The 23,488-nt window shown below is 69.4% G+C and carries 21 protein-coding genes; 13 read left to right on the forward strand and 8 right to left on the reverse strand.

Features of this window, described 5'->3' with window-relative positions:
* The first annotated feature begins 29 nt into the window (after window positions 1–29).
* From ACEOAB_RS27650 to ACEOAB_RS27675, 6 genes are all read left to right on the forward strand, one after another.
* A complete protein-coding gene (locus ACEOAB_RS27650; protein WP_413749680.1) occupies window positions 30–977 on the forward strand; it encodes an ATP-binding cassette domain-containing protein in 948 nt (315 codons plus the stop codon).
* A gap of 118 nt (window positions 978–1,095) precedes the next feature.
* The gene (locus ACEOAB_RS27655; protein WP_056597824.1) at window positions 1,096–1,923 is read left to right on the forward strand and encodes an ABC transporter permease; all 828 of its coding nucleotides are present in this window, start codon (window positions 1,096–1,098) and stop codon (window positions 1,921–1,923) included.
* 82 nt (window positions 1,924–2,005) lie between these two features.
* Window positions 2,006–2,461, forward strand: coding sequence for a MarR family winged helix-turn-helix transcriptional regulator (locus tag ACEOAB_RS27660; protein WP_413749681.1), 456 nt, complete (start codon window positions 2,006–2,008; stop codon window positions 2,459–2,461).
* Between the two features lie 92 nt (window positions 2,462–2,553).
* The gene (locus ACEOAB_RS27665) at window positions 2,554–2,979 is read left to right on the forward strand and encodes an organic hydroperoxide resistance protein (protein ID WP_413749682.1); all 426 of its coding nucleotides are present in this window, start codon (window positions 2,554–2,556) and stop codon (window positions 2,977–2,979) included.
* Between the two features lie 160 nt (window positions 2,980–3,139).
* Window positions 3,140–4,255, forward strand: a complete 1,116-nt coding sequence (locus ACEOAB_RS27670) for a DUF2855 family protein (protein WP_413749683.1) — start codon at window positions 3,140–3,142, stop codon at window positions 4,253–4,255.
* Between the two features lie 34 nt (window positions 4,256–4,289).
* Window positions 4,290–5,324: a serine/threonine protein kinase gene (locus tag ACEOAB_RS27675; protein ID WP_413749684.1), complete on the forward strand. Its 1,035-nt coding sequence runs from the start codon at window positions 4,290–4,292 to the stop codon at window positions 5,322–5,324.
* On the opposite strand, the gene ACEOAB_RS27680 is transcribed toward ACEOAB_RS27675, so the two are convergent.
* Window positions 5,315–6,214 (reverse strand): LysR family transcriptional regulator, encoded by a 900-nt coding sequence (locus tag ACEOAB_RS27680; protein ID WP_413749685.1) that lies wholly within the window; start codon window positions 6,212–6,214, stop codon window positions 5,315–5,317. The two genes, ACEOAB_RS27675 and ACEOAB_RS27680, sit on opposite strands and share 10 nt — an antisense overlap.
* Window positions 6,215–6,306: 92 nt before the next feature.
* Here ACEOAB_RS27680 and ACEOAB_RS27685 point away from each other — a divergent pair, with 92 nt between their 5' ends.
* The 3 genes from ACEOAB_RS27685 to ACEOAB_RS27695 all read left to right on the forward strand — a co-directional run bounded on the left by ACEOAB_RS27685 (window position 6,307) and on the right by ACEOAB_RS27695 (window position 10,445).
* Window positions 6,307–8,001, forward strand: a complete 1,695-nt coding sequence (locus ACEOAB_RS27685; RefSeq protein ID WP_413749686.1) for an acyl-CoA dehydrogenase family protein — start codon at window positions 6,307–6,309, stop codon at window positions 7,999–8,001.
* A 36-nt stretch (window positions 8,002–8,037) separates the two neighbouring features.
* Window positions 8,038–9,015, forward strand: a complete 978-nt coding sequence (locus tag ACEOAB_RS27690) for a Bug family tripartite tricarboxylate transporter substrate binding protein (protein WP_413749687.1) — start codon at window positions 8,038–8,040, stop codon at window positions 9,013–9,015.
* A 290-nt stretch (window positions 9,016–9,305) separates the two neighbouring features.
* Window positions 9,306–10,445 (forward strand): CaiB/BaiF CoA transferase family protein, encoded by a 1,140-nt coding sequence (locus ACEOAB_RS27695; RefSeq protein WP_495653252.1) that lies wholly within the window; start codon window positions 9,306–9,308, stop codon window positions 10,443–10,445.
* On the opposite strand, the gene ACEOAB_RS27700 is transcribed toward ACEOAB_RS27695, so the two are convergent.
* On the reverse strand, window positions 10,431–11,771 hold the full coding sequence (locus ACEOAB_RS27700; protein ID WP_413749689.1) for a UDP-glucose dehydrogenase family protein: 1,341 nt from the start codon (window positions 11,769–11,771) through the stop codon (window positions 10,431–10,433). The genes ACEOAB_RS27695 and ACEOAB_RS27700 overlap by 15 nt on opposite strands.
* A 97-nt stretch (window positions 11,772–11,868) precedes the next feature.
* Between ACEOAB_RS27700 and ACEOAB_RS27705 the strand changes: the two genes are divergently transcribed.
* The 4 genes from ACEOAB_RS27705 to ACEOAB_RS27720 are packed head-to-tail and all read left to right on the forward strand — an operon-like array spanning window position 11,869 to window position 15,818.
* Complete coding sequence (locus ACEOAB_RS27705; RefSeq protein WP_413749690.1) at window positions 11,869–12,894, forward strand: glycosyltransferase family 2 protein; 1,026 nt, start codon at window positions 11,869–11,871, stop codon at window positions 12,892–12,894.
* Window positions 12,895–12,928: 34 nt separating this feature from the next.
* The gene (locus ACEOAB_RS27710) at window positions 12,929–13,936 is read left to right on the forward strand and encodes a hypothetical protein (protein ID WP_413749691.1); all 1,008 of its coding nucleotides are present in this window, start codon (window positions 12,929–12,931) and stop codon (window positions 13,934–13,936) included.
* Complete coding sequence (locus tag ACEOAB_RS27715) at window positions 13,926–14,693, forward strand: hypothetical protein (protein ID WP_495653253.1); 768 nt, start codon at window positions 13,926–13,928, stop codon at window positions 14,691–14,693. The genes ACEOAB_RS27710 and ACEOAB_RS27715 overlap by 11 nt, the downstream gene beginning before the upstream one ends.
* 3 nt (window positions 14,694–14,696) lie before the next feature.
* Window positions 14,697–15,818, forward strand: coding sequence for a glycosyltransferase family protein (locus ACEOAB_RS27720; protein WP_495653254.1), 1,122 nt, complete (start codon window positions 14,697–14,699; stop codon window positions 15,816–15,818).
* Here the strand turns inward: ACEOAB_RS27720 and ACEOAB_RS27725 are convergent.
* The 6 genes from ACEOAB_RS27725 to ACEOAB_RS27750 all read right to left on the reverse strand — a co-directional run bounded on the left by ACEOAB_RS27725 (window position 15,808) and on the right by ACEOAB_RS27750 (window position 23,389).
* The gene (locus tag ACEOAB_RS27725) at window positions 15,808–17,466 is read right to left on the reverse strand and encodes a hypothetical protein (protein ID WP_495653255.1); all 1,659 of its coding nucleotides are present in this window, start codon (window positions 17,464–17,466) and stop codon (window positions 15,808–15,810) included. The genes ACEOAB_RS27720 and ACEOAB_RS27725 overlap by 11 nt on opposite strands.
* Window positions 17,467–17,615: 149 nt before the next feature.
* Window positions 17,616–18,602, reverse strand: a complete 987-nt coding sequence (locus ACEOAB_RS27730; RefSeq protein ID WP_413750181.1) for a Bug family tripartite tricarboxylate transporter substrate binding protein — start codon at window positions 18,600–18,602, stop codon at window positions 17,616–17,618.
* Window positions 18,603–18,679: 77 nt separating this feature from the next.
* The gene (locus ACEOAB_RS27735; protein ID WP_495653256.1) at window positions 18,680–19,237 is read right to left on the reverse strand and encodes a hypothetical protein; all 558 of its coding nucleotides are present in this window, start codon (window positions 19,235–19,237) and stop codon (window positions 18,680–18,682) included.
* Window positions 19,234–21,270 carry a molecular chaperone HtpG gene (gene htpG, locus ACEOAB_RS27740; protein WP_413750179.1) on the reverse strand — a complete coding sequence of 679 codons (2,037 nt, stop codon included), beginning with the start codon at window positions 21,268–21,270 and terminating at the stop codon, window positions 19,234–19,236. The genes ACEOAB_RS27735 and htpG overlap by 4 nt, the downstream gene beginning before the upstream one ends.
* 117 nt (window positions 21,271–21,387) lie before the next feature.
* Window positions 21,388–22,422 (reverse strand): ABC transporter substrate-binding protein, encoded by a 1,035-nt coding sequence (locus ACEOAB_RS27745; protein WP_056597860.1) that lies wholly within the window; start codon window positions 22,420–22,422, stop codon window positions 21,388–21,390.
* Between the two features lie 52 nt (window positions 22,423–22,474).
* Entirely contained in the window at window positions 22,475–23,389 is a 915-nt protein-coding gene (locus ACEOAB_RS27750) for a LysR family transcriptional regulator (RefSeq protein WP_495653257.1), read from the reverse strand.
* Window positions 23,390–23,488: the final 99 nt, after the last annotated feature.

A 23,488-nucleotide genomic window follows, 5' to 3' on the forward strand; every position in this document is an offset into this window, starting at 1 on the left:
CCGCGGCACGGCTGCGTCAGAATGGCCGCGTGCCACCCACACAATCCTCCATTCAGTCTCCGCTCTTCCACGCCAGCCACCTGCACAAGCGCTACGGCGACACCACCGTCGTCGACGACCTCTCGTTCGAGATCGCGCCCGGCGAGTGCCTCGGCGTGATCGGCCCGAACGGCGCCGGCAAGACCACCACCATCCGCATGTGCCTGGGCCTCACCACGCCCGATGGCGGCGACATCTCCGCGCTGGGGCTGCAGATGCCGCGCGACGCGCTGGCCATCAAGGCCCAGCTCGGCGTGGTGACGCAGTTCGACACGCTCGACCCCGATTTCAGCTGCGCCGAGAACCTCGTGGTGTACGGCCGCTACTTCGGCTTCGGCAAGGCGCAGGTGCGCGCACGCGTGCCGCAACTGCTGGAGTTCGCGGCGCTGTCGCACAAGGCCGACGCGAGGCCGGGCGAACTGTCGGGCGGCATGCGGCGGCGGCTGTCGCTGGCGCGCGCGCTGGTCAACGATCCCAGGCTGCTGCTGCTCGACGAGCCGACCACCGGACTCGATCCGCAGGCGCGGCACCTCATGTGGGAGCGGCTGCAGGTCTTGCTGCAGCAGGGCAAGTCGATCTTGCTGACCACGCATTTCATGGACGAGGCCGAGCGCCTGTGCTCGCGCCTGCTGGTGCTCGACCACGGCCGCAAGATCGCCGAAGGCCGGCCGCGCGACCTGATCGCCGAGCACCTGGAACCCGACGTGGTCGAGGTGTACGGCAACGGCGCGCTGACGCTGGCCGACTCACCCGAACTGAAGGCGATGGCTGCGCGCGTGGAGGTCAGCGGGGAGACTGTTTTCTTCTACACGCAGGACGCGCGGCGGCTGCTCGATGCGCTGACGCGACACAGCGGCCTGCGCACTTTTCATCGGCCCGCGAACCTGGAGGACCTGTTCCTCAAGCTCACCGGCAGGCAGATTCGAGAGGACGGCTAAGAATGCGGCACACCCCCAGGCTTGCCCACTTCGTGTGGCCTCCTACCCCCTCGCCGGGGGCAATACCAGCGGCCCGGCAAAGCCGGTTCCGCGGTATTCCTGAAATGGAGAGGAAATCATGAACAACATTGCGACCGCTGCGTCGCCGCCTGCGCCTTCCGTGTGGCGCGCGCCCGAACTCTCGCTGCGCTGGTGGCCCGTGTTCCTGCGCAACCTGCTGGTGTGGCGCAAGCTGGCCATTCCGAGCCTGATCGGCAACATCGCCGAGCCGCTGATCTGGCTCGTGGCTTTCGGCTACGGCATGGGCGCGCTGGTGGGGCAGGTGTCGGTCGACGGCGTGAAGGTGCCGTACATCCTGTTCCTGGCGAGCGGCTCGATCTGCATGAGCGCGATGAACGCGGCGAGCTTCGAGGCCCTGTACTCGGCGTTCTCGCGCATGCATGTGCAGAAGACCTGGGACGGCATCATGAACGCGCCGGTCGGTCTCGACGACATCGTGCTGGCCGAGATGCTGTGGGCCGCGTTCAAGTCGATCTTCACGGTCACGGCGATCCTGTTCGTGATGCTCGGGCTGGGCATCAGCCACAGCCCGAAGCTCGTCGTCGCGTGGATGGTGCTGGTCGGCGCCGGCATCACCTTCTCGTCGATCGCTCTGATCTTCAATGCGCTGGCCAAGGGCTACGACTTCTTCACGTACTACTTCACGCTGTTCATGACGCCGATGATGTTCCTGAGCGGCGTGTTCTTTCCGCTGGAGCAATTGCCCTCGGCGGTGAGGGCCGTGGCGGCGTGGCTGCCGCTGACCAACGCGGTGGCGCTGGTGCGGCCGCTGTTCATGGACCAATGGCCGACCGGCTGGTGGGTGCACGCGGCGGTGCTGGCCGTCTATGCGGTCGTCGCCTTCTGGATCGCGCTGGCGTTGACGCGCAAGCGGTTCAGGGGCTGAGCGGCCCTGTTGCAGCCAGGAACAGCACCGAAACTTCCGAATTACATTTCACACAATTCAATTGCTCGCTACAATTCGACCCATGCGCTCCACCACAGCCCCCGCCGACGAAATGCTCAAGCTGGACAACCAGCTGTGTTTCGCCGTGTATTCCGCTTCGCTGGCCATGACGCGGCTCTACAAGCCGGTGCTGGAAAAGCTGCAACTCACCTACCCCCAGTACCTCGTGATGCTCGCCCTGTGGGAACAGGACGGCCCCACGGTCTCCGCGCTCGGGGATCGCCTGTCTCTGGACTCCGGCACGCTCACGCCGCTGCTCAAGCGCCTCGAGGCCAACGGCTACGTGGCCCGCGTGCGCGACGTGGCCGACGAGCGCCGCGTGCACATCACGCTGACATCCGCCGGCCGCAAGCTCAAGGGCCGCGCGGCCGACGTGCCCGAGTGCCTGATGGCGGCGGCCCAGTGCTCGGTGCCCGAGCTGATTTCGCTCACCCAGCAGATCCAGGCCCTGCGCGACCGCATCAGGAAAGCGGCCTGACGCAGCGCAACTTTTTCTCCCGCTTCGATCGCATCCTCAAGAGAGAACGAAGCTTTTCACCACCCTCCTCCATCATCACCAAAGGAATCACCATGACCACCAAGCTCGACAAAGTGCTCTACACCGCAGAAGCCCACACGGTCGGCGGCCGTGACGGCGCAGGCAAGTCCAGCGACGGCGCCATCGACGTCAAGCTGAGCTCGCCCGGTTCCGGCAAGCCCGGCACCAACCCCGAGCAGCTGTTCGCTGTCGGCTACGCCGCCTGCTTCATCGGCGCGATGAAGGCCGTGGGCCCGAAGATCGGCGTGAAGGTGCCCGAGGACGTCGCCATCGACTCCAGCGTTTCGCTTGGCCCGACGAACGGCGGCGCCGCCTACGGCATCGCCGTGAAGCTGGCGATCACGCTGCCCGGCCTGGACATCGACGCCAAGCAGAAGCTGGTCGACGCCGCTCACCAGGTGTGCCCGTATTCGAACGCTACGCGCGGCAACATCGACGTCGATTTGACGATCGCCTGACCGCTTGTTGCACACGCGAAGAAGCGACCCGGCCACAAGCCGGGTCGCTTTTTTCATGCCCGCCGATGTCTCACGGGTGACGCCGAAACGCGCCGCGCGGTGGCGCCTTTCATCGAGGCTGGCTAACGTAGCCGCATACCAACCGCCCGGAGCCTCGCTCATGAGCACCACCAGCCTTCTCATCCGCAAAGACCAGCTCGCCACCACCCGCCTGCACACCGCCAGCGACGAGCCGCTCGCCGACGGCCAGGTGCGCGTGCGCATCGACAGCTTTGCGCTCACTTCCAACAACATCACCTACGCCGCCTTCGGCGAGGCGATGAGCTACTGGCAGTTCTTTCCGTCCGAGGAAGAAGGCTGGGGCAGCATTCCGGTGTGGGGCTTTGCGAGCGTGGTGCAGTCGCAGCACCCCGGCGTGGCGGTGGGCGAGCGGCTCTACGGCTACTGGCCGATGGCCTCGAGCGCGGTGCTGAGCCCCGACCGGCTGTCGGTCGCGCGCTTCACCGACGCCGCCCCGCACCGCGCCGAGCTGCCCGCGGTCTACAACCAGTACTTCCGCTGCAACGCCGACCCGCTCTACACCACCGACACCGAAGACCTGCAGGCACTGCTGCGCCCGCTGTTCATCACCTCGTGGCTGATCGACGACTTCATGGCCGACAACGACTTCTTCGGCGCCAGCACCATGCTGCTGTCGAGCGCATCGAGCAAGACAGCCTACGGCACGGCCTTTCAGCTGCACCAGCGCAAAGGCATCGAAGTGATCGGCCTGACCTCGCCAGCCAACGTCGCTTTCTGCGAAAGCCTGGGCTGCTACCACCGCGTGGTGACCTACGACGCGCTCGACGGCATCGCGGCAGGCACGCCTTGCGTGTACGTCGACTTCGCCGGCAACGGCGGGCTGCGCAACGCCATCCACGAGCGCTTCACGAATCTGAAGTACAGCTGCTCGATCGGCGGCACGCACGTGGAGCAACTCGCCTCCAAGGGCTCGGGCAAGGACCTGTCGGGCCCGCGCGCCACGCTGTTCTTTGCACCGGCGCAGATCAAGAAGCGCACCGCCGAATGGGGCGCGGACGAATTCGGCCGGCGCATGGTGGCAGCCTGGCGCAACTTCCTCGCCACGGTGACCGACGTCAACAACCCCTGGCTGCACGCCGAGCACCACCACGGCGGCGAGGCCGTGCAGGCCGCCTACGCGCAGGTGCTGGCCGGCAAGGGCGACCCGCGCACCGGGCATATCCTTTCGCTTTACAAGCAACCGGGCGGGCTGTAACAGCCTCGGGGGTCCGTGTGGCGACAATCGCTGCATGACCCCTTCCCCCGCGGCGCCTGCCAACACCCATCCCTACGAGAGCCTCACGCCCGACGTGGTGCTCGACGCGCTCGCGACGCTCGGCCTGCACGGCGACGGCCGGCTCACCGGCCTGAACTCCTACGAAAACCGGGTCTACCAGGTCCACCTGGAAGATCGCTCGGCGGTGGTGGTCAAGTTCTACCGCCCCGGCCGCTGGAGCGAGGCCGAGATCCTCGAGGAGCACGGCTTCTCGCTCGAACTGGCCGCGGCGGAAGTGCCCGCTGTGGCGCCACTGGAATTCGACGGCCGCACCCTGCACCACCACGCCGGCTTCGCGTTCAGCGTGAGCCCCTACCGCGGCGGCCGCGCGCCCGAGCTCGACGACTTCGAGGTACTCGAATGGGTGGGCCGCTTCCTCGCGCGCATCCACACCGTGGGCAGCGCCAAGCCTTTCGAGGCCCGCCCCGCGCTGGACCTGCAGACCTTCGGCCTCGATTCGCGCGACTGGCTGCTCGAGAACGACAAGATCCCGCTCGACGTGCAGCGCGACTGGGAAACGGCCTGCAACGCGGCGCTGGACATGGTCCGCGCAACCGCCCTCGCGCTGCAGCTGCCGGCCTCCGATTTCACGCCCCGCAAGCTGCGCCTGCACGGCGACGTGCATCCCGGCAACATCCTGTGGACGCCCACCGACCGCCCCGGCGGCGGCCCGCACTTCGTCGACCTCGACGACGCGCGCACGGGCTTCGCGGTGCAGGACCTGTGGATGCTGCTGTCGGGCGACCGCGCACAGCGCACCTCGCAGCTGTCGGGCCTGCTCGACGGCTACGAGCAGTTCCGCGAATTCGACCGCCGCGAGCTGGCGCTGATCGAGCCGCTGCGCACGCTGCGGCTCATCCACTACAGCGCGTGGCTGGCACGGCGCTGGGAAGACCCGATCTTTCCGATCAACTTTCCGTGGTTCGGCTCCAGCGACTACTGGAAGGGGCAGATCCTGGTGCTCGAAGACCAATGCGAGCAGATGGCCGAAGAGCCGCTCTACGCCTGAGCCTGCTCGGCGGCAATGCTGTCCGCCACGCCCTGCAGCAGACGCTCGACCAGCACGTTGGCCGGTCCGTTGCGCCAGATGCCATAGGCCTCCGACTGCGCCACCACCCGGTCGAGCGGCCTGAACACCGCGCCGCGCAAGGCCGAATGCCGCATCGCCTGCGGCACCAGCGCCACGCCCATGCCCTGCGACACCAGCGAGACCACGGCCAGCCAGTGGCGCACCTCGTGCCGCACCTCGGGCAGGAAGCCCGCGTCGGCGCAGATCGACAGGATGCGCTCGTGGTAGTCGGGCGAGGCCTCGCGCGAGAACAGCACGAAGGGCTGCTCGCGCAGGTCGGCCGGCGCCAGCACGCGCTTGCGGGCCAGCGCATGCCCGGCCGGCAGGCAGGCCACGAAGGGCTCGGACAGCAGCAGCCGGTGCTGCAGTTCGAGGGGCACGCGGCGCGTGTGGGCAAAGCCGAGGTCGAGCCGGTCGTTCAGCAGCTCGGCGATCTGCACGCCCGAGTTGAGTTCGCTCAGCGTGATGCGCACCGCCGGGTGCTTCGCCTGAAAGGCACGCAGCACCTGCGGCAAGCCCCGGTACAGCATCGCGCCCACAAAGCCGATGCGCAGCCGACCCGCCGAACCCAGCGCCACATCGCGCGCCTCGATGGCGGCCTCTTCCGCCTGCAGCAGCACACGCCGCGCCGAGATGCGCAGCGCTTCCCCCGCAGGCGTGAGCCGCACTTCCTTGCTGTTGCGCTCGAACAGCCGCGCGCCCACGTTGTCCTCCAGCTGCCGGATCGCCACCGACAGCGGCGGCTGCGAGATCGACAGGCGCCGCGCCGCGCGCCCGAAGTGCAGCTCTTCGGCGAGCACGGAGAAGTAGCGCAGGTGCCGCAGTTCCATGGATAGTCAGATCGAATAGAACAAGACCAAATCGATATTAGACACGGATCGTCGCGGCTTCAACAATGCGGCAAACCAAGGAGACAAAGCGCATGTCCGCAGAGCACGCCCATCCGATTCCCGATCGCCACGGCCAGAACCTGTTCACCACCGACGCCGAGCTGCACGCCCTGCTCGCGCTCTACCTGCCCGACGACCTGCGGCAACACATGCAGCCGCACTTCGAGCGCCTGGGCGGCCTCGCGGGCGGCCTGCTCGACGAGCTGGCCGGCACCGCCGACCGCAACCCGCCCACGCTGAAGCAGCGCACGCGCACCGGTCTCGACGAGCAGAAGGTCGTCAAGCATCCTGCCTACGTCGAGATGGAACGCCTCGCGCTCGCCGAGTTCGGCCTGGCCGCCATCTCGCACCGCGACGACACGCTGGGTTGGAAGGGCAAGATGCCGCCGCTCGTCAAATACGTGCTGACCTACCTGTTCGTGCAGGCCGAGTTCGGCCTGTGCTGCCCGGTGTCGATGACCGACTCGCTCACGCGCACGCTGAAGAAGTTCGGCAAGCCTGATCTGGTCGCCCGGTACCTGCCGCGCCTGACCTCGCTCGATTTCGACGAACTCGCGCAGGGCGCGATGTTCATGACCGAGCAGGCGGCCGGCTCCGACATCGCCGCCACCGCCACCATGGCGCATGCCGAAGCCGATGGCAGCTGGCGCCTTACCGGCGACAAGTGGTTCTGCTCCAACCCCGACGCCGACTTCGCGATGGTGCTCGCACGCGCCGACGATGGCGCGGCGGGGATGAAGGGCGTGTCGCTGTTCCTGCTGCCGCGCCGGCTGGACGACGGCAGCCTCAACCACTACCGCATCATTCGCTTGAAAGACAAGCTCGGCACGCGCTCGATGGCCAGCGGCGAGATCCGCCTCGAAGGCGCGGTCGCGTACCTCGTGGGCGAAGCGGGCCGCGGCTTCGTGCAGATGGCCGACATGGTCAACAACTCGCGCCTGTCGAACGGCGTGCGGGCCGCCGGCCTGATGCGCCGCGCGGTGGCCGAGGCCGAGTTCATCGCCTCGGAGCGCCGCGCCTTCGGCCGCACGCTCGAGCAGATGCCGCTGATGCAGCGCCAGCTCGACAAGCTGCGCCTGCCCGCCGAGCAGGCACGCACGATGGTGTGCCAGACAGCGCTGGCGCTGGCCCGCTCCGATGCCGGCGAGCCCGACGCCTATGCGCTGCTGCGCATCCTCACGCCGCTCATCAAGTTCCGCGCCTGCCGCGATGCACGCAAAGTCACGGGCGACGCGATGGAAGTGCGCGGCGGCTGCGGCTACATCGAGGAGTGGAGCGACGCGCGCCTCGTGCGCGACGCCCACCTGGGCTCGATCTGGGAAGGCACGAGCAACATCGTGGCGCTCGACGTGATCCGCGCAGTAAAGCGCGAAGGCTCGCTGCCGGTGCTGCGCGCGCACTGCGAAAAACTGCTCGACGACGCGGCACTCGCCCCCGGCTTCGCCAAGGCGCTGCGCGATGCGCTGGAGCGCGCCGCCGCGCTGGCCGAAACCGCCGCGCGCGAAGGCGGCGACGTGCTCGCGCGCCAGGCCGCCTCGGCGCTCTACCACTGCACCAGCGCCATCGCGATGGCCTGGGAGGCCTCGCACAGCGGCTCCGCTGCGCGCCTGCGCTGGGCCCAGCTGGTGCTGCTGCATCGCGTGCTGCCGCGCGATCCGCTCTCGCCCGACGCCATGCCCGCGGACTGGAACGCCGCCGCGGTGCGCCCTGCGAAAGCGCTCGCCTGAGCCTCTTTGTCAATTCACAAGAATCGGAGACATCCCTTGAAACGCCTCACCTTCCTGCTGGCCGCCTGCGCCACGTTCATGACGGCAATGCCGGTCGTCCACGCGGCCGATGCCTTCCCAACCAAGCCGCTGATGCTGGTCGTCCCCTTCCCGCCGGGCGGCCCCACCGACGCCATGGCGCGCACGCTCGCCGCCGGAATGAAGGACCGTCTCGGCCAGCCCATGATCGTGGAGAACCGTGCGGGCGCGGGCGGCAACATCGGCGCCGAGTACGTGGCGCGCGCCGAGGCCGACGGCCACACGCTGATGTTCGGCACCTCGGGCCCGCTGGCCATCAACGCGAGCCTGTACCGCAAGATCAACTATGACCCGGTGAAGAGCTTCGCGCCGGTGATCCAGGTCGGCTACCTGCCCAACATCCTGGTGGTGAACCCCGCGCTGCCGGTGAAGAACGTGCCCGAGCTCGTGGCCTACGCCAAGGCCAACCCCGGCAAGCTGAGCTATGCCTCTTCGGGCAACGGCGCGTCGTCGCATCTCGCGGGCGTGCTGTTCAACTCGGTGGCCGGCACCGACCTGCAGCACATTCCGTACAAGGGCACGGGCCCCGCGCTCAACGATCTGCTGGGCAACCAGGTGAGCATGACCTTCACCGACATCCTCACCGCGCTGCCCTACGTCAAGGCCGGCAAGCTGCGCGCGCTGGGCGTGGCCACCGTCGCGCGTTCGCAGGTGCTGCCCGACGTGCCGACGATTTCGGAGCAGGGCTATAAGGGCTACGACGTGAGCGTGTTCTTCGGCATCGTCGCGCCGGCCGGCACGCCCGCCGACCGCGTGACCAAGCTCAATCAGGCCTTCGCCGAGGTGCTCAACTCGCCCAAGGTAAAGCAGATGTTCGCGTCCCAGGGCCTCGAGGTGCCTGCCGATACGTCGCCGCAGAAGCTCGGGCAGTTCATTGGCGCCGAGTCGGCCAAGTGGAAGGACGTGGTGAAGAAGTCTGGGGCGCAGCTGGACTGAGTTCATGGCCTCGTTCGGGGCGTGATCACGCCGACGCGGTGACCTTTTTCGCGAATGTCCCCCGGCCTTCGGCCTCCTCCTTTATTTCGCGAAAAAGGCCCCCGCATCGACGTGATCGTCCAGAGCACCTGTTGATCGGCCGCACACCGGCAGCGTGCCCTGTGCACAGGGCGTCGGGTGCTCCCCGCAGCGAAATAAAGGAGGAGGCCGAAGGCCGGGGGACATTCGCGGAGGGGAGTACCCGGCGGCCTGTGCACGCGCCCCGAAAGACAAGACAAATGGATCAAGAAATGACACAAGCCCAAGGCGCCCTCTCAGGCATCCGAGTCCTCGACATCTCCCGCATCCTCGGCGGCCCCTACTGCGGCCAGATCCTCGGCGACCACGGCGCCGATGTGCTCAAGGTCGAACCGCCGCAGGGCGACGACACGCGCACCTGGGGCCCGCCGTTCAAGGACGGCGTGGCTTCCTACTACCACGGCCTGAACCGCAACAAGCGCGTGCAGCACCTCGACTTCTCGACCGAAGAAGGCCGCGACGCACTGCTCGCTTTGGTGGCCGAGGCCGACGTGCTGATCGAGAACTTCAAGACCGGCACCATGGAGCGCTGGGGCATCGGCTACGAAGAACTGTCGAAACGCTTCCCGCGCCTCGTATGGTGCCGCGTGTCCGGCTTCGGCGCCGACGGCCCGCTCGGCGCGCTGCCGGGCTACGACGCCGCCGTGCAGGCCATGACCGGCATCATGAGCATCAACGGCGAGGCCGACGGCGGTCCGCTGCGCGTGGGCCTGCCGGTGGTCGACATGGTGACCGGGCTCAACGCCGTGATTGGCGTGCTGCTCGCGCTGCAGGAGCGCAATCGCAGCGGACGCGGACAGTTCGTGGAAGCCGCGCTGTACGACAGCGGCCTCTCGCTGCTGCATCCGCACGCCGCCAACTGGTTCATGGACGGCACCGCGCCGCGCCGCACCGGCAACGCGCATCCCAACATCTATCCGTACGACGCGCTGGCCACCGGCACCGACCCTGTGTTCGTCGCGGTCGGCAACGACCGGCAGTTCGCAAGCCTGTGCCGCTGCATCGGCCTGCCCGACCTGGCGGACGATCCGCTCTACCGCACGGCCGGCGCGCGCTCGGTGCATCGCGACGGACTGAAGCAACAGCTCGAGGCGGCAATGGCCGCGTTCGACGGCCGCGCGCTCGTCGAGCAGCTGATGGCCGCCGGCGTGCCCGCCGCGCCGGTGCTGCCGGTCGATGCCGCGCTCCAGCACCCGCACACGCTGCACCGCGAGATGGTGGTCGAGATGCCCGGCGGCTACCGCGGCATCGGCGCGCCGGTCAAGCTGAGCCGCACGCCGGCGAGCTACCGGCATGCGCCGCTCACGCCGGGCGAGGCGTTCCTTCCACTGGACGATTCAACGCAACAGTGAAGATCGCCCGCGGCCGATGCCGTAGTACGCGATGCCCGCGGCTTCGGCCTCGGCCGCGTCGTAGAGATTCCGGCCGTCGAAGATGGCCGGCGTGCGCAGCTCCTTCGCAATGCGCGCGAAGTCGGGCCGGCGGAACTCCGGCCACTCGGTGACGAGCGCCAGCACGTCGGCGCCGCTCAGCGCGTCCTGCGCCGTAGCGCACCAGCGCACATCGTCGCGCTCGCCGACGATGCTGCGCGCATTCGGCATCGCCGCCGGGTCGTAGGCCTGCACACGCGCGCCGGCCGCCCGCAGGCGCTCCAGCAGCACGAGGCTGGGCGCGTCGCGCATGTCGTCGGTGTCGGGCTTGAAGGCCAGGCCCCACACGGCGATGGTCTTGCCGGCGATGCGGCCTTCGAAGTGGTGCACCATCAGATCGAACAACCGGCCCTTCTGCGCGTGGTTCGTCGCCTCGACCGCCGAGAGGATGCGCAGCACGTGGCCCTCGCGTTCGGCCGCATGCGTCAGCGCCCGCACGTCCTTTGCGAGGCACGAGCCGCCATAGCCCGCGCCGGCCTGCAGGAAGTCGGGCCCGATGCGGCGGTCAGCGCCGATGCCGCGCCGCACCGCCTCGATGTCGGCACCCGCATGCTCGGCCACGCGTGCCATCTCGTTCATGAAGCTGATGCGGGTGGCGAGCATGGCGTTGGCCGCGTACTTGGTCAGTTCGGCCGAGCGGCGGTCCATCACGAGCACCTGCCTGGGGTCGTGCACGAACGGTGCGTAGAGCCGGGTCAGCAGGTCGACGGCCCAGGGGTCTTCGCTGCCGATCACCACGCGGTCGGGCCGCCGGCAGTCGCGCACGGCCGAACCTTCGCGCAGGAACTCCGGGTTCACGGCCACCGCGATGCGATGCGCAACACCGCGCCGCGAAAGCTCGCCGTTCAGCACGGCCTCGACCTGCGCCGCCGTGCCCACGGGCGCGGTCGACTTGCACACGACCACCGCCTCTCGGTCGCGGTGCCGCCCGATGCCGGCCGCCACCGCGATCACGTGCCGCAGGTCGACCCGCCCATCGGCATCGGCCGGCGTGTTCACCACGATGAAAAGCACGTCGCCGTGCAGGCAGGCGTCGCGCTCGTCGACAGTGAACCGCAGTGTTCCGGCAGCCAGGCCGGCGACGACCAGCGCCTCCAGACCGGGCTCGTGCAGCGGCATCAGGCCGCGCTGCAGGCCCTCGATGCGCGCCGGGTCGGTGTCCGCGCAGAGCACCTCGTGGCCCGCCTCGGCCAGGCAGGCGGCGAAGCCCAGGCCCACGTAGCCGGCGCCGAAGATGCTGACCTTCATGGGCGGGCCCATGGCGCCCGACGCTGGTGGAGGGCGCGGTTGTGAGATAAAAGCAGGATGCAAGCCTTCAAAACAAATGTCCGGACAGGAAAATTCGATGATGCCCGATGAAGTTGCCGCGCGATGCGCGCTGGTCCTGGAGACCAACAACCTGCGCGGCGGAGCCGATGCCGAAGCCAGGGCAGGCAGCAGCCTGCAGCGCCTGGTCGCCCTGCTGGCGAAGCAGAAGCTGCCGCTCGGCGCGCTCGCTCAGGTGGTCATCACGCACGACGGGCTGAGCCCCGCCACCTGCGAGGCCGTGAGCGCGCTCGCGGGCCGCCCGGTCGACTTCGTGCGCATCGACGCGAGCACCGGCTACTACGACGCCAAGAACGTCGGCTTCGCGGCCACCGATGCGCAGCGCTGCACGCACGTGGTGTTCGCCGACGCCGACTGCCTGCCCGACGACGACTGGCTGCTGCAGATGCTGCTGCCCTTCACCCGGGCCGATGCGCCCGCCGTGGTGGCCGGCCGCACCAGCTACGCCGCGAACGTGGTGGGCACGGCGCTCACGACCATCGACTTCATGTACTTTCCCAACGCCGGCCACGCCGGCGCCACGAGCAACTTCTACGCGAACAACGTGGCCTTCCGCCGCGACGTGTTCGAAGAGCACAGCTACCAGGCGCTCGACGGCGTGTACCGCGCGCACTGCCAGGTGCTGGGCATGCGGCTGAAGGCGGCCGGCGTGCCCATCCACTACGCCGCGGCGGCCCACACCGAACATCGCCTGCCCGACACGCGTGCCGAAGCGCTCAAGCTGCGCTGGATGCGCGGGCAGGACACGTACTCGCTCACGCCGCACCTGCTGCGCAGCTATGTGTCGCCGCGCTGGCAGTGGCTCGCGAAGAGCGGGCCGATCGGGCCCCTGTGCGTGCTGTTCACGCGGCTGGGCTTCAGCATGAAGGCGCTGAACCACCAGGACCTGCCGCCGCTGCGCGGACTGCGCTGGCTGGCGGGCGTGGCACTCATCCTGGGCTTCTCGGCCGTCGACATGCTGGGCGCGTTCGCGCGCGGCATCGGCTGGCACACCACGGGCCGCACCAACGCCGACGCGCAGGCGCTTTCGTATCACCGGCCCTGATCGCCGCTGCCCAGAAGAACAACAACCAAAGACCATGCACATCCTCTCTTCGCTTTCCGTTCGCCGCGCGACGCTGGGCCTCGCGCTCGCGGGCGCCTTCACCCTCGCCAGCGCTGCCGACTTCACTGGCCGCGGCGTCTTCAACTTCAGGTCCGAAGCCGGCTGCCCCTTCGCCGCGCTCGCGGGCGCCGGCAACGACTGCAACCGCCTCGCCCTCGACGACGCCGACACCCACGCCGCGCTCGACCTCGCGGCGCACACCATCCGCTTCGCCAGCACCCGCAGCTACCCCGAGAAGACCATCGTGGGCGACGTGCTGCTGCAGGGCTCGGGCCGCGCGCGCGACGGCCAGCGCGTGCCGCTGACCTTCCACGCGCTGCTGAGCCGATCGGGCAGCGAATGGTCGGTGAGCAGCCATGCCCACTCGCCGGTGAGCGGCGAGTTCGACGACATCCGCATCGACCCGTACAAGGTGACGGTGAACGAGCCCGGCACCGAGCGCGTGATGCTCACCGCCGAGCAGATCGTCGGGGCGCTCGCCAAGCCCTCGCTGACCGCGCGCCTGGCCAACGTGCTGGTGCAGGTCGACGACAACCGCGCCGATGGCGCAAAGGATGCCGACATCACCATCGGCCTCGGCCTGAGCAAGGCCTCGAAGTCGGTGGCGCGCGCACGCTTTCGCGCGCCGGGCGCCAAGGGGCGCGAGCTGGCCGAAGCCATGCAGCAGGGCAACTGGACACTGGAGCTGCAGGCCCTGAGCGGCCAGATTCCGCGCCAGGTGGTACAGCGCGACCTGTTCCTGTACGGGCTCGAATCGCAGTCGCTGCTTCAGCCGCTGCTGCAGCGCGGCTTCCACAAGAACGAGAAGCTCGTGCTCGGCGCCATCAACGGCAAGGGCTACGTGCGCTACGACGGCCAGCAGCGCGAGTTCGCGGGTGCCGACGCCGCCGCGCGCGCCTTCCTGCAGGACAGCTTCATCGGGCTGGTGCTGGGCTGGCAGCAACAGCAGCAGCCCGCGAAGGCCAGGGCCAATGGCCGCTGACCCGGTCGGCGCCGCGCCCGGCTTCGATTGCCTCGCCCCGCCTTCGTTGCGCGGCTGGCCCGCCCTGCAGGCGCGCCTTGTGCACCACGTCAAGCGCGCCGCGCTGCGCCAGCTGCACGCGAGCAACGCGGGCGAGATGCTGCTGCTGCGCTTCTACCTCGTGGGCGAGGAATCGTCCGAGCAGGCGCTGCAGCGCGAGCTGCGCATCGCCCCGCCCGAGTGGCTGGTGCGCCAGCTCGACCAGCACCTGGCCGACGAGCAGCTGCATGCGCGCCTGTTCGCCGAAGCCATCGTCGAGCGCGGCGGCAGTGCGCAGGCCGCCGCATCGCCCGAAGAGGCGCCGCAGCCCGACTGGTTCAGCCGCCGCAAGCTCGCGCGCTGGCAGGCGCTCATTCACCGCCATGCACCGCACTTCGCGCACGGCGGGCTGGTGCCGGCCTATGCCATCGGCCTCGCGGCCGAGCAGATGGCATCGCGCATCCTGCAGCGCCATTGCGCGCTGATCGGCTCGCGGCATGCGCTGCATCCGCTGCTGTCGCGCGTGCTGGCCGACGAGGATCGCCACATCCGCCTGTGCGGCCACACGCTGCAGCGCTGCGTGGCGCCGCATGAGCAGGCGCGGCTCGTGCAGCTGATGCGCGAGGTGCGCGACACCGAGCGCGGCTTCGGCATCACCGGCGCGGCCGGCATGTGGCTCGCCGGCGTGGCGCTGCGGCTGCGCCCCGGCGCGGCGCGGCCCGTCCGGCACCACGCCTGAGCGATGCCACCGCGCATCCTCTACCTCGCGACCGCGGACGCGCGCGGCCACCTGATGCGCGCGCAGCTGCTCACGCATGCGCTGCGCGCGGCCGGCGCGCAGGTGCAGGTGCTCACCACGTCCGACGAAGGCGCGCGCTTCCTCGCCGGCTTCGGCATCGATGCGCCGGTGCTCTCGCACCACTACGCGGTGCAGTTCGACGCGCAGCAGAACATGCTGCGCCGCGAGACCGATCGCAACGTGGCGCACTACATGTTCCGGCCCGAACGCATGCTGCGCGACGTGTGGCGGCTGCGTGCGCACGTCCGCGACGCCGACCTGGTGGTGAACGACTCGTTCCACCCCGCGCTGCTGCTGATGGGCTGGCTGCCGTTCTGGCGGCGCAAGGTGGTGCACGTGTACGGCGCCAGCCTACGGCGCGCGCTCGAAACCAACTTCAAGGGCCGCATGCCGGGCGCCGTCGCGAAGCTGTTCGGCGGCATCGTGGCGTGGCAGATCGACCGCAGCCTCGCGCGCATCGAGCACGACTTCGCATACGGCGAGCCGCAGCACGACGGGCATGGCCGCCACCTGCTGGCCACGCCCGTCGCGGTGGTGGACGCGGTGGACCGCAGCGATGCCACGGAGCATGCCGCCGCCGTGTACCTCAACCCGCATTTCAGGGAGCCGGCATTGGCCGACGGCCTCGAACAGGGCCTCGCCGACGCGGGCCTGCCCGCGCACTTCGTCGGCGAAGGCTATGCCCACCGGCCGCACTGGCATGCGCGCGACGAGCGCTGGATCGAGGCGGCCGCGCACAGCGCCTTCATCGTCTCCGCGCCGGGCATGGCGGCGCTGTCCATCGCGGCGGTCTACCGCAAGCCGATCCTGCTGCTGCTGACCGACCAGCCCGAGCAGGCGATAAACGCGGGCCGCGCGGCGCAACTCGGCCTGACGCACCGCGTGGTGGTGTGGCGCGGCGATGCATCGAAGTTCGCACGGGCCGTGGCTGCTGCGGCCGGCGAGCTGCGCGCCACTGCGGCGGATGCATCGGATGCCGCCGAGGGTCGCCAGGCCGCCATCGACCGGCTGCAGCATTGGGTCGCGCTGCTGTTGCGCCTGGCGGGCGCGCCGGCTACCCGGTGACCCCGCGCGCCGAGTCGACCAGCGCGCGGAATGCACGCGTCATCGCGCGCACCGGGGACATCTCGGACCAACGTGCGGGCCTGGCCTGCGGCGGTGCCGAGATCACGCCCCGGCCCATGCGCAGCGACACCTGCAGCTTCCTGAGCGTGAAGGCCGGCCGCACCGCGCCCCGGCGCGCGCTGCCGCCGGGCCCGGTGCCGGCGACGACGAATTGCAGCACCAGGCACTTGCGCCCCGCTGCCGGGTGGATCTCGAACACCAGGCTGCGCCGCCGCGCGCCCGTGACGCGCTGGCCGGGCAGCACCACGCCGTCGAACATGGCGTGAACGCCGGTGGCCTTGGCGTTGCTGCGGTAGTCGATGCGCACCTCGACGCGGTGCGGCCGCGGCTGCGGCAGCGCGGGCAGCGGCACGACCAGGCAGGCCAGTTCGCCCTCGCTGCGCGCGCCCTCGCCATCGAAGCCCGACCAGCCGTGGCTCAGCCAGCTCATCGCGGGGCTGCCGGGGTGGAACAGGTAGGAGCGGCCCGGCTGCAGCTCGGCCACTTCCGGCAGGCCGTGGGCCTGGTCGTCGAGACCCCAGCGCAGCAGGAAGGCGCGATCGATCGCCGCCGCCGGCCAGGCCGGGAAGAGCTTCGGCGCGGCATCGCCGTTGGCGCCGCTAATTCCGCAGGCCGCCGCCATGAAGTCCATCGACCCCAGCGCGGCGCCCACCGGCATCCAGTCCGAGCAGGCTGCGGGCAGCAATGCCGCCGCGTTGCGGTCGGCGCGGATCAGCTCGTGGGCGGGCTTGCGGAAGTAGCGCGCCTCGGTCAGCACGCTCGACGACAGGCTGGCGGCGAAGTGCACGTTGGCCGCCGACAGCAGCGCGTAGGTGTTCCCCTGCGTCCACGCCACGTTGGGAATGGCGCGCGCGATGGGCGCCAGGTCGTGCAGTGCAGGTTCGTAAGGGTGCGGCTTGATGACCAGCAGGTCCACGCCGTTCGCCAGTTCGCGCAGCGGCGCGATCACGCCGGCCGGGTGCATGGTGCGCCCGCCGCTGACCAGCGACAGGTCGACCAGGCTCTGGCCGAAGAACAGCCCCACGCGCAGGCGCGCATCGAACAGCGACGCCGCGCCGTGGCGCGCGAAGCGGCCCTTGAGCGCGCTCGCGTGGTTCCAGAACAGCTCTTCGTCCACGCGGCGCGCCAGCAACGCGGCCCTGATGGCGGGGTCGTTGGTGCGCGCGCAGAAGTGCAGGTGCTCGGTGAAGCGGCGCGGATCGATCTCGATGTCGAGGTAGCTCGCACCGCTGCGGTCGATGAAGTGCTGCAGCGCGGGCGTGAGGCCCCAGCCGATCACGAGGCAACCGGGTTCGAGCATCGGCAGGCCTTCGCGCCCGGCCAGTGGCAGCAGGTCGGCGATGCAGGCGCGCGCCCAGGCGGCCGGGGTGCAGGGAAGCTCCAACCCCTCCATGAGGCGCGCGACATCGATGTCGCCGCCCTCGGACAGCGGCGCGATCTCGCGCACCGGCAGGCCCAGCCGGCCCAGCGCGGTGTCGAAAAAGCCCCGCAGGAAACGTCGGTTGGCTGGGTGGTGCTGAAGCCCGTTGGCAGGAGAGCGGAAGAAGTCGTCCGCAAGAATGACTTGATGGAACCGGCGAGTGGTCATGGGCCTCGGGAGGACCGGCCTGCCCTTTTGCAAGCCGTCTCGCCGACCTTTTCTGTGCGATGCGCCAATCTAGGCAGCGACTCTTAGCCCGTCGTGAGAAAGACACCGCGCCTGCGCAAAGCTGGCGTAAAGGGCAAGCCTTGCAGGCTTCAGTCCAGCGACAGGTTGAGGTCGCGGATCAACGGATGCCAGCGCGCCGACTCTCCCTGCAGCAGCGCCGCGAACTGCGCGGGTGCGTCGCCCACGGGCTCGACGCCGAACTCGGCGAGCTTGCGCTGCACGGTGGGGTTGTGGATGGCGCTGGCGACCGATCGCTGCAGCCGCGCCACGATCTCGCCCGGCGTATTGGCCGGCACCACCAGCCCCATGAGCGCGGCGGCCTCCACCTGCGGCATGCCAAGCTCGGCAAAGGTCGGCACGCCGGGCAGTTGCGCGAGGCGCGTGGGATGCGCCACCGCGAGCGCGCGCAGCTTGCCGCTCTGGATGAAGCGGCGTGATGCGGCCAGGTCGCACATCATCACCGGCAGCTGGCCGCCGGCCACGTCGGCCAGTGCAGGCGCCGCGCCGCGGTAGGGCACGTGCACCATCTGCAGCCCGGCCTGCCGCTCGAGCAGCTCCATCGCAAGGTGCTGCGGGCTGCCGGTGCCGGCCGAGGCGAAGCTGACCTTGCCGGGAAAGGCCCGCGCATCGTCGATGAAGGCTCGCGCGTCCTTCACGCCGCTGGACGGGCCGACCAGCAGCACCATCGGCAGCCGCCCCAGCAGGGTGACGGGCGCGAAGTCGCGCGAGGGGTTGTAGCTGAGGTTGCGGTACAGGGCCGGGTTGAACACCAGCGTGCCGTTGTCGGCCGACAGCAGCGTGTAGCCGTCGGCCGGCGCGCGCGCGGCCTCGACAGCGCCGAGCGCGGTGTTGCCGCCCGCGCGGTTCTCGATGGTCACCGGCTGGCCCGCGTCGATGGCGAGTTGGGTGCCGATGGTGCGCGCGACGATGTCGGCGCCGGCCCCGGCGGGGTACGGAACGATCCAGCGGATGGGCTTGGCGGGATAGGCCGACTGCGCCTTCGCCGCGCGGGGCAGCGCTGCCGCCGCAAGGGCGGCCACGGCCAGGAAATGCAGCAGCAGCGGGCGGCGAGTCATGGGCGGGGCGTCTCCGGCTCGATGTTAGGCCGGGTTCGGGCGGCCCTGCTGGTCTCGAGGCCTTGCCGCGCCGCGCCTCAGGGGGCGACGGGATTGCCGGGCGTGCCAGCTTCGCGCAGCGAGGCAGGCGCAGCGACCGGCGTGCGGTAGGTGACGTTCACGGCCGGCGCCTGGGGCTCCGGCGGCGGCCGTGCGATTTTGACGAGAGGCGCCCTGGCCGCCGTGGCGGGCGTTGCGGACGCGATCGGCGGCACGGGCTGGACGGGCTGGGCGGTTGCAGGAACCGGTGCGGCGGCCACCGCGCCCGGCGCCACGGTGCCCGCCGGCGCCACCTTGGGGTCGTAGAGCACCGTGCCCTTGCTGACCCCCGCGCCCACCGGCCCCACCCCGACGCCCACGCCGGCCGAGCCCGACACCTGCCCGCCGTTGTTGACGGCCACGCCGGCGCCGAGCGGACCGAAGCCGGTATTGAGCCCCACCGAGAAATTGCCGTCCTTGGTGGCGCCCAGCCCGAGCGAGAGCCCGGGCACCAGCGGAATGCCGATGTGATAGTGCGAACAGCCGCCCGTCAGAAGCAACAGCAGCGCGGCCGGAACGACCGCCGCTGCGCGAAGGACGCGCGGCCGGGTGTTCACACCAGCAGCGCGTTGACGCGCCTCACGTACGCGGCAGGATCGGCCGGCAGCCCGCCTTCGGCGAGCAGCGCCTGGTCGAACAGGATGTTCGCGAGGTCGTCGAAGTGCGAGGAGCCTTCGAGCTTCTTCACCAGCGGATGCTCGGCGTTCACCTCGAGCACCGGCTTGAGCTCGGGCGCGGGCTGGCCGGCCTGCTTGAGCATGCGCGCGAGCTGCGTGCTCATGCCGCCGTCCTGCACCACCAAGCAGGCGGGCGAGTCGACGAGGCGCGTGGTCACGCGAACGTCCTCGGCCTTGTCCTTGAGGGCTTCCTTGAGCTTCTCGAGCATGGGCTTGAACGACTCGGCTGCTTCCTCGGCGGCTTTCTTCTCGGACTCGTCCTGCAGCTTGCCGAGGTCGACCGCGCCCTTGGCCACGCTCTGCAGCGGCGTGCCGTCGAATTCGTTGAGGTAGTTCAGCGCCCACTCGTCGACGCGGTCGGTCATGAGCAGCACCTCGATGCCCTTCTTCTTGAAGACCTCGAGCTGCGGGCTGTTCTTCGCGGCGGCGAGCGTGTCGGCCGTGATGTAGTAGATCGCGTCCTGGCCCTCCTTCATGCGCGCCTTGTAGTCGGCGAAGCTCACGCTCACCGCATCGGTGGTGGTGGAGGCGTAGCGCAGCAGCTTGGCGATGCGGTCGCGGTTGCCGAAGTCTTCGCCCAGGCCTTCCTTGAGCACGGCGCCGAACTCGGCGTAGAACCTGGCGTACTTGCCCGATTCGTCGGCGGCCGCAACGGCGGCTTCGGCGGCGGTCGGCGCGTTCTTGTCGACCACGTCGGTCACGGCCTCGGTCGGCTCGGGCGCGGGCACCGATTCGCCCGAGCCCACGTCGATCTTGCCCTCGCCGCTCTCCGGCGCGGTCTTCTGCTTCTTCGCCAGGTCTTCCAGCATGCCGAGCACGCGCTTGGTGCTGCCTTCGCGGATCGCCTTCACGTCGCGGCTTTCCTGCAGCAGTTCGCGGCTCACGTTGAGCGGCAGGTCGGCCGAGTCGATCACGCCCTTCACGAAGCGCAGGTAGCTGGGCATCAGCGCCTCGGCGTCGTCCATGATGAAGACGCGCTTCACGTAGAGCTTCACGCCCGCGCTCTTCTCGCGGTTCCAGAGGTCGAACGGGGCCTTGGCCGGGATGTAGAGCAGCTGCGTGTACTCGGTGCTGCCTTCCACGCGGTTGTGGCTCCAGGCGAGCGGCGCCTCGTAGTCGTGGCTGATGCTCTTGTAGAACTCCTCGTACTGCTCGGTGGTGATGTCCTTCTTGGGGCGGCTCCACAGGGCGTTGGCCTTGTTGACGGTTTCCCACTCGCCGGTCTTCACCATGTCGCCGGGCTGGTCGTTCTCGCCCTCTTTCCACTCTTCCTTTTCCATCAGGATGGGCAGGGAGATGTGGTCGGAGTACTTGCCGACGATCTGCTTGATCTTCCAGGCGTTGAGGTATTCGTCGGCGTCGTCGCGCAGATGCAGCGTGATGCTGGTGCCGCGCGCGGCGCGCGTGATGTCGGCCACCTCGAAGTCGCCGGCGCCGCCGCTGGCCCAGCGCACGCCCTGGTCGGCCGGCAGGCCCGCGCGGCGCGATTCGACCGTGATCTTGTCGGCCACGATGAAGCCCGAGTAGAAGCCCACGCCGAACTGGCCGATCAACTGCGCGTCGGCCTTCTGGTCGCCGCTCAGGCGGCTCATGAAGTCCTTGGTGCCGCTCTTGGCGATGGTGCCGAGGTTGTCGATGGCCTCCTGGCGCGACAGGCCGATGCCCTTGTCGGTGATGGTGAGCGTGCGCGCGGCCTTGTCGAACGACAGGCGCACGTCGAGCTCGGGCTGGTCTTCGTACAGCTCGGGATGGTCGAGCGCCTCGAAGCGCAGCTTGTCGCATGCGTCCGACGCGTTCGAGATCAGCTCGCGCAGGAAGATTTCCTTGTTCGAGTAGAGCGCATGCGTGACGAGGTGCAGCAGTTGCGCGACTTCGGCCTGGAACGGGAGTTTGGTGTTGGAGGAGTCAGCCATGGGGAAAAAAGATATCGAACAAAAAATTCTAAGTCCAGCCGCCAGGATCGGGCCGGGCTCGCCAAATTCGTGATCTGGGGCCTGTGTCCCGGAAAACAACAGGCTCCTGCGAACGGCCTACCGCGGCTGCGACTCGACTTCGCGCGTCCAGCGGTCGATCAGCCGCTTGCGCTCGGCCGCCTTCCCGTACTTCTCGAAGTCGTACTTGATGAGCTTCACGTCGGCCATCGAGGGGATGCGAGGGTCCGGCTTGAAGGTCTTGTTGGCCGGCGACTGCAGGCTGCCGACGGTTCCACCGATGGCCTGGCCCGCCGGGCTCATGAGCCAGTCGTAGTAGCGCTTTGCGTTCTCCTTGTTGCGCGCGCCCTTCACGAGCGCGATGCCGCCGACCTCGTAGCCCGTGCCTTCGCAGGGCGCGGCGGTCTTCACGGGAAATTTGTCGTAGCGCCAGCGCTCGAAGCCGAAGATGAAGCTCACGCCGATGGCCACTTCCCCCTTGGCCACGTTGGGCGCCTGCGCCTGCCCGCTGCGGGTGTAGCTGGTGACGTTGCGGTGCAGCTTCTTCAGGTACTCGAAGGCCGCGTCCTCGCCCATCTGCTGCACCAGGCCCGCGATGATGGTGTAGGCCGTGCCGCTGGAGGCCGGGTGCGAGATCTCGATCTCGCCCTTGTACTCGGGCCTGACCAGATCGGCCCAGCACTTCGGCTCGCGCAGCTTCTTTTTCTTCAGCAGGTCGGTGTTGAAGCCGAAGCCGATGGCGCTCGTGTAGAAGCCGCCCACCATGTTCTGCGACAGCGCGTACTGCCGCACGGCCCAGTCGTGCAGGTCGTTGATGTAGGCCGGGCGGTAGGGTTCGAGCAGGCCCTGCTCGGCCGCCTGCAGGAACGGGTCGCCGGTGCCGCCCCACCAGATGTCGGTCTTGGGGTTGGCGGCTTCCGCGCGCAGCTGCGCGCCGATCTCGCCGGTGCCCTTGTGCGCCTGCTGCACCTTGATCCCGGTCTCGCGCGTGAAGGCGGTGGCGGCCGCCTCGCACCAGCCGGCGTCGGTGCTGCACAGCGCGTTGACGGTGCCTTGCGCCGCGGCGTTCGGTGCGCCCAGGAGAGCCGTTGCCGCAATGCATGCGGCAGCGGCAATGTGTCGGATGGGGTGCATGCGCGGGTCTCCTCGTGGTTCTTCGAAGGCGCAGGATAGCGCCCGCGGGCGTTCAGCGCGCGGCCAGCAGCGGCGGCAGGTGCTCGGCCAGCCAGTCGGTCACCACGCGCGTCTTCAACGGCAGGTAGCGGCTGCGCGAGCGGATCACGTGCAGCGCGAAGCCGAAGGGCTGCGGCTCGTCGAACACGCGCACCAGCGTGCCGGCCGCGAGCGCATCGGCCACGAGCCAGGCCGGCAGGCGCGCGAGCCCCATGCCGCCGACGGCGGCCTCGAGCAGCACCTCGGCGCTGTCGCAGCGCAGCCGCGACGGCGGCGTCAGGTCGACGAGCCGGCCCCCGGCATCGTGGAAGCGCCAGGACGAGACCAGCCCGTCGCGCGCATAGAGCACGGCCTCGTGCGGTTCCTTCATCAGGTCGCCGATGTTCGCGGGGCGCCCGCGCTCGGCCAGGTAGGCCGGCGCGGCGCACAGTGCCATCCACTGAGTGCCTACGGGCCGCGCGACCAGCTCCGCGCTGTCGGCCAGCTCGCCGCTGCGGATCGCGAGGTCGAGCCCCTCTTCCACGAGGTCCACGCGCCGGTCGTTGAACGCGAGTTCGAGCGACAACTGCGGATGTTGCCGCGCCAGTGCCAGCAGCAACGGACCGACCTTGAGCCGGCCGAGCATCGCCGGCATGCTGATCCGCACGACGCCGGTCGAGGTGCTGCGCGCCACATAGGTCACCGCCTGCGCCGCATCCAGTTCGTCCAGCACGCGCCGGCAGCGCTCGTAGTAGCCGTGGCCTTCCTCGGTGAGGCTCTGGCTGCGCGTGGTGCGCAGAAACAGCCGCGTGTTCAGCCGCGCCTCGAGGCGCGCGATGCTCTTGGCGACCGCCGAGCGGGTGACATGCAGGCGCTGCGCCGCCAGCGCGAAGCTGCCGGCCTCGACCGCCGCGACGAACTCTTCGATGCCTTGGAGACGTTGTCCCATTGGATACTTTCAAGCACCAGTGAAGAGAAAATTATCCACCACCGGATACCTTCCATCCTCAATAGCATGGCGGCTCCCTGTCATTCGTGGAGCCTTTCA

The sequence above is a fragment of the Variovorax sp. Varisp53 genome, from assembly GCF_059491555.1.

Excerpts from the sequence above, each read along its gene's own strand:
- ACEOAB_RS27655 (WP_056597824.1), top strand. The coding sequence starts at position 1,096 with ATGAACAACATTGCGACCGCTGCGTCGCCGCCTGCGCCTTCCGTGTGG.
- ACEOAB_RS27660 (WP_413749681.1), top strand. The coding sequence starts at position 2,006 with ATGCGCTCCACCACAGCCCCCGCCGACGAAATGCTCAAGCTGGACAAC.
- ACEOAB_RS27665 (WP_413749682.1), top strand. The coding sequence starts at position 2,554 with ATGACCACCAAGCTCGACAAAGTGCTCTACACCGCAGAAGCCCACACG.
- ACEOAB_RS27670 (WP_413749683.1), top strand. The coding sequence starts at position 3,140 with ATGAGCACCACCAGCCTTCTCATCCGCAAAGACCAGCTCGCCACCACC.
- ACEOAB_RS27675 (WP_413749684.1), top strand. The coding sequence starts at position 4,290 with ATGACCCCTTCCCCCGCGGCGCCTGCCAACACCCATCCCTACGAGAGC.
- ACEOAB_RS27680 (WP_413749685.1), bottom strand. The coding sequence starts at position 6,214 with ATGGAACTGCGGCACCTGCGCTACTTCTCCGTGCTCGCCGAAGAGCTG.
- ACEOAB_RS27685 (WP_413749686.1), top strand. The coding sequence starts at position 6,307 with ATGTCCGCAGAGCACGCCCATCCGATTCCCGATCGCCACGGCCAGAAC.
- ACEOAB_RS27695 (WP_495653252.1), top strand. The coding sequence starts at position 9,306 with ATGACACAAGCCCAAGGCGCCCTCTCAGGCATCCGAGTCCTCGACATC.
- ACEOAB_RS27700 (WP_413749689.1), bottom strand. The coding sequence starts at position 11,771 with ATGAAGGTCAGCATCTTCGGCGCCGGCTACGTGGGCCTGGGCTTCGCC.
- ACEOAB_RS27705 (WP_413749690.1), top strand. The coding sequence starts at position 11,869 with ATGATGCCCGATGAAGTTGCCGCGCGATGCGCGCTGGTCCTGGAGACC.
- ACEOAB_RS27710 (WP_413749691.1), top strand. The coding sequence starts at position 12,929 with ATGCACATCCTCTCTTCGCTTTCCGTTCGCCGCGCGACGCTGGGCCTC.
- ACEOAB_RS27715 (WP_495653253.1), top strand. The coding sequence starts at position 13,926 with ATGGCCGCTGACCCGGTCGGCGCCGCGCCCGGCTTCGATTGCCTCGCC.
- ACEOAB_RS27720 (WP_495653254.1), top strand. The coding sequence starts at position 14,697 with ATGCCACCGCGCATCCTCTACCTCGCGACCGCGGACGCGCGCGGCCAC.
- ACEOAB_RS27725 (WP_495653255.1), bottom strand. The coding sequence starts at position 17,466 with ATGACCACTCGCCGGTTCCATCAAGTCATTCTTGCGGACGACTTCTTC.
- ACEOAB_RS27730 (WP_413750181.1), bottom strand. The coding sequence starts at position 18,602 with ATGACTCGCCGCCCGCTGCTGCTGCATTTCCTGGCCGTGGCCGCCCTT.
- htpG (WP_413750179.1), bottom strand. The coding sequence starts at position 21,270 with ATGGCTGACTCCTCCAACACCAAACTCCCGTTCCAGGCCGAAGTCGCG.
- ACEOAB_RS27745 (WP_056597860.1), bottom strand. The coding sequence starts at position 22,422 with ATGCACCCCATCCGACACATTGCCGCTGCCGCATGCATTGCGGCAACG.
- ACEOAB_RS27750 (WP_495653257.1), bottom strand. The coding sequence starts at position 23,389 with ATGGGACAACGTCTCCAAGGCATCGAAGAGTTCGTCGCGGCGGTCGAG.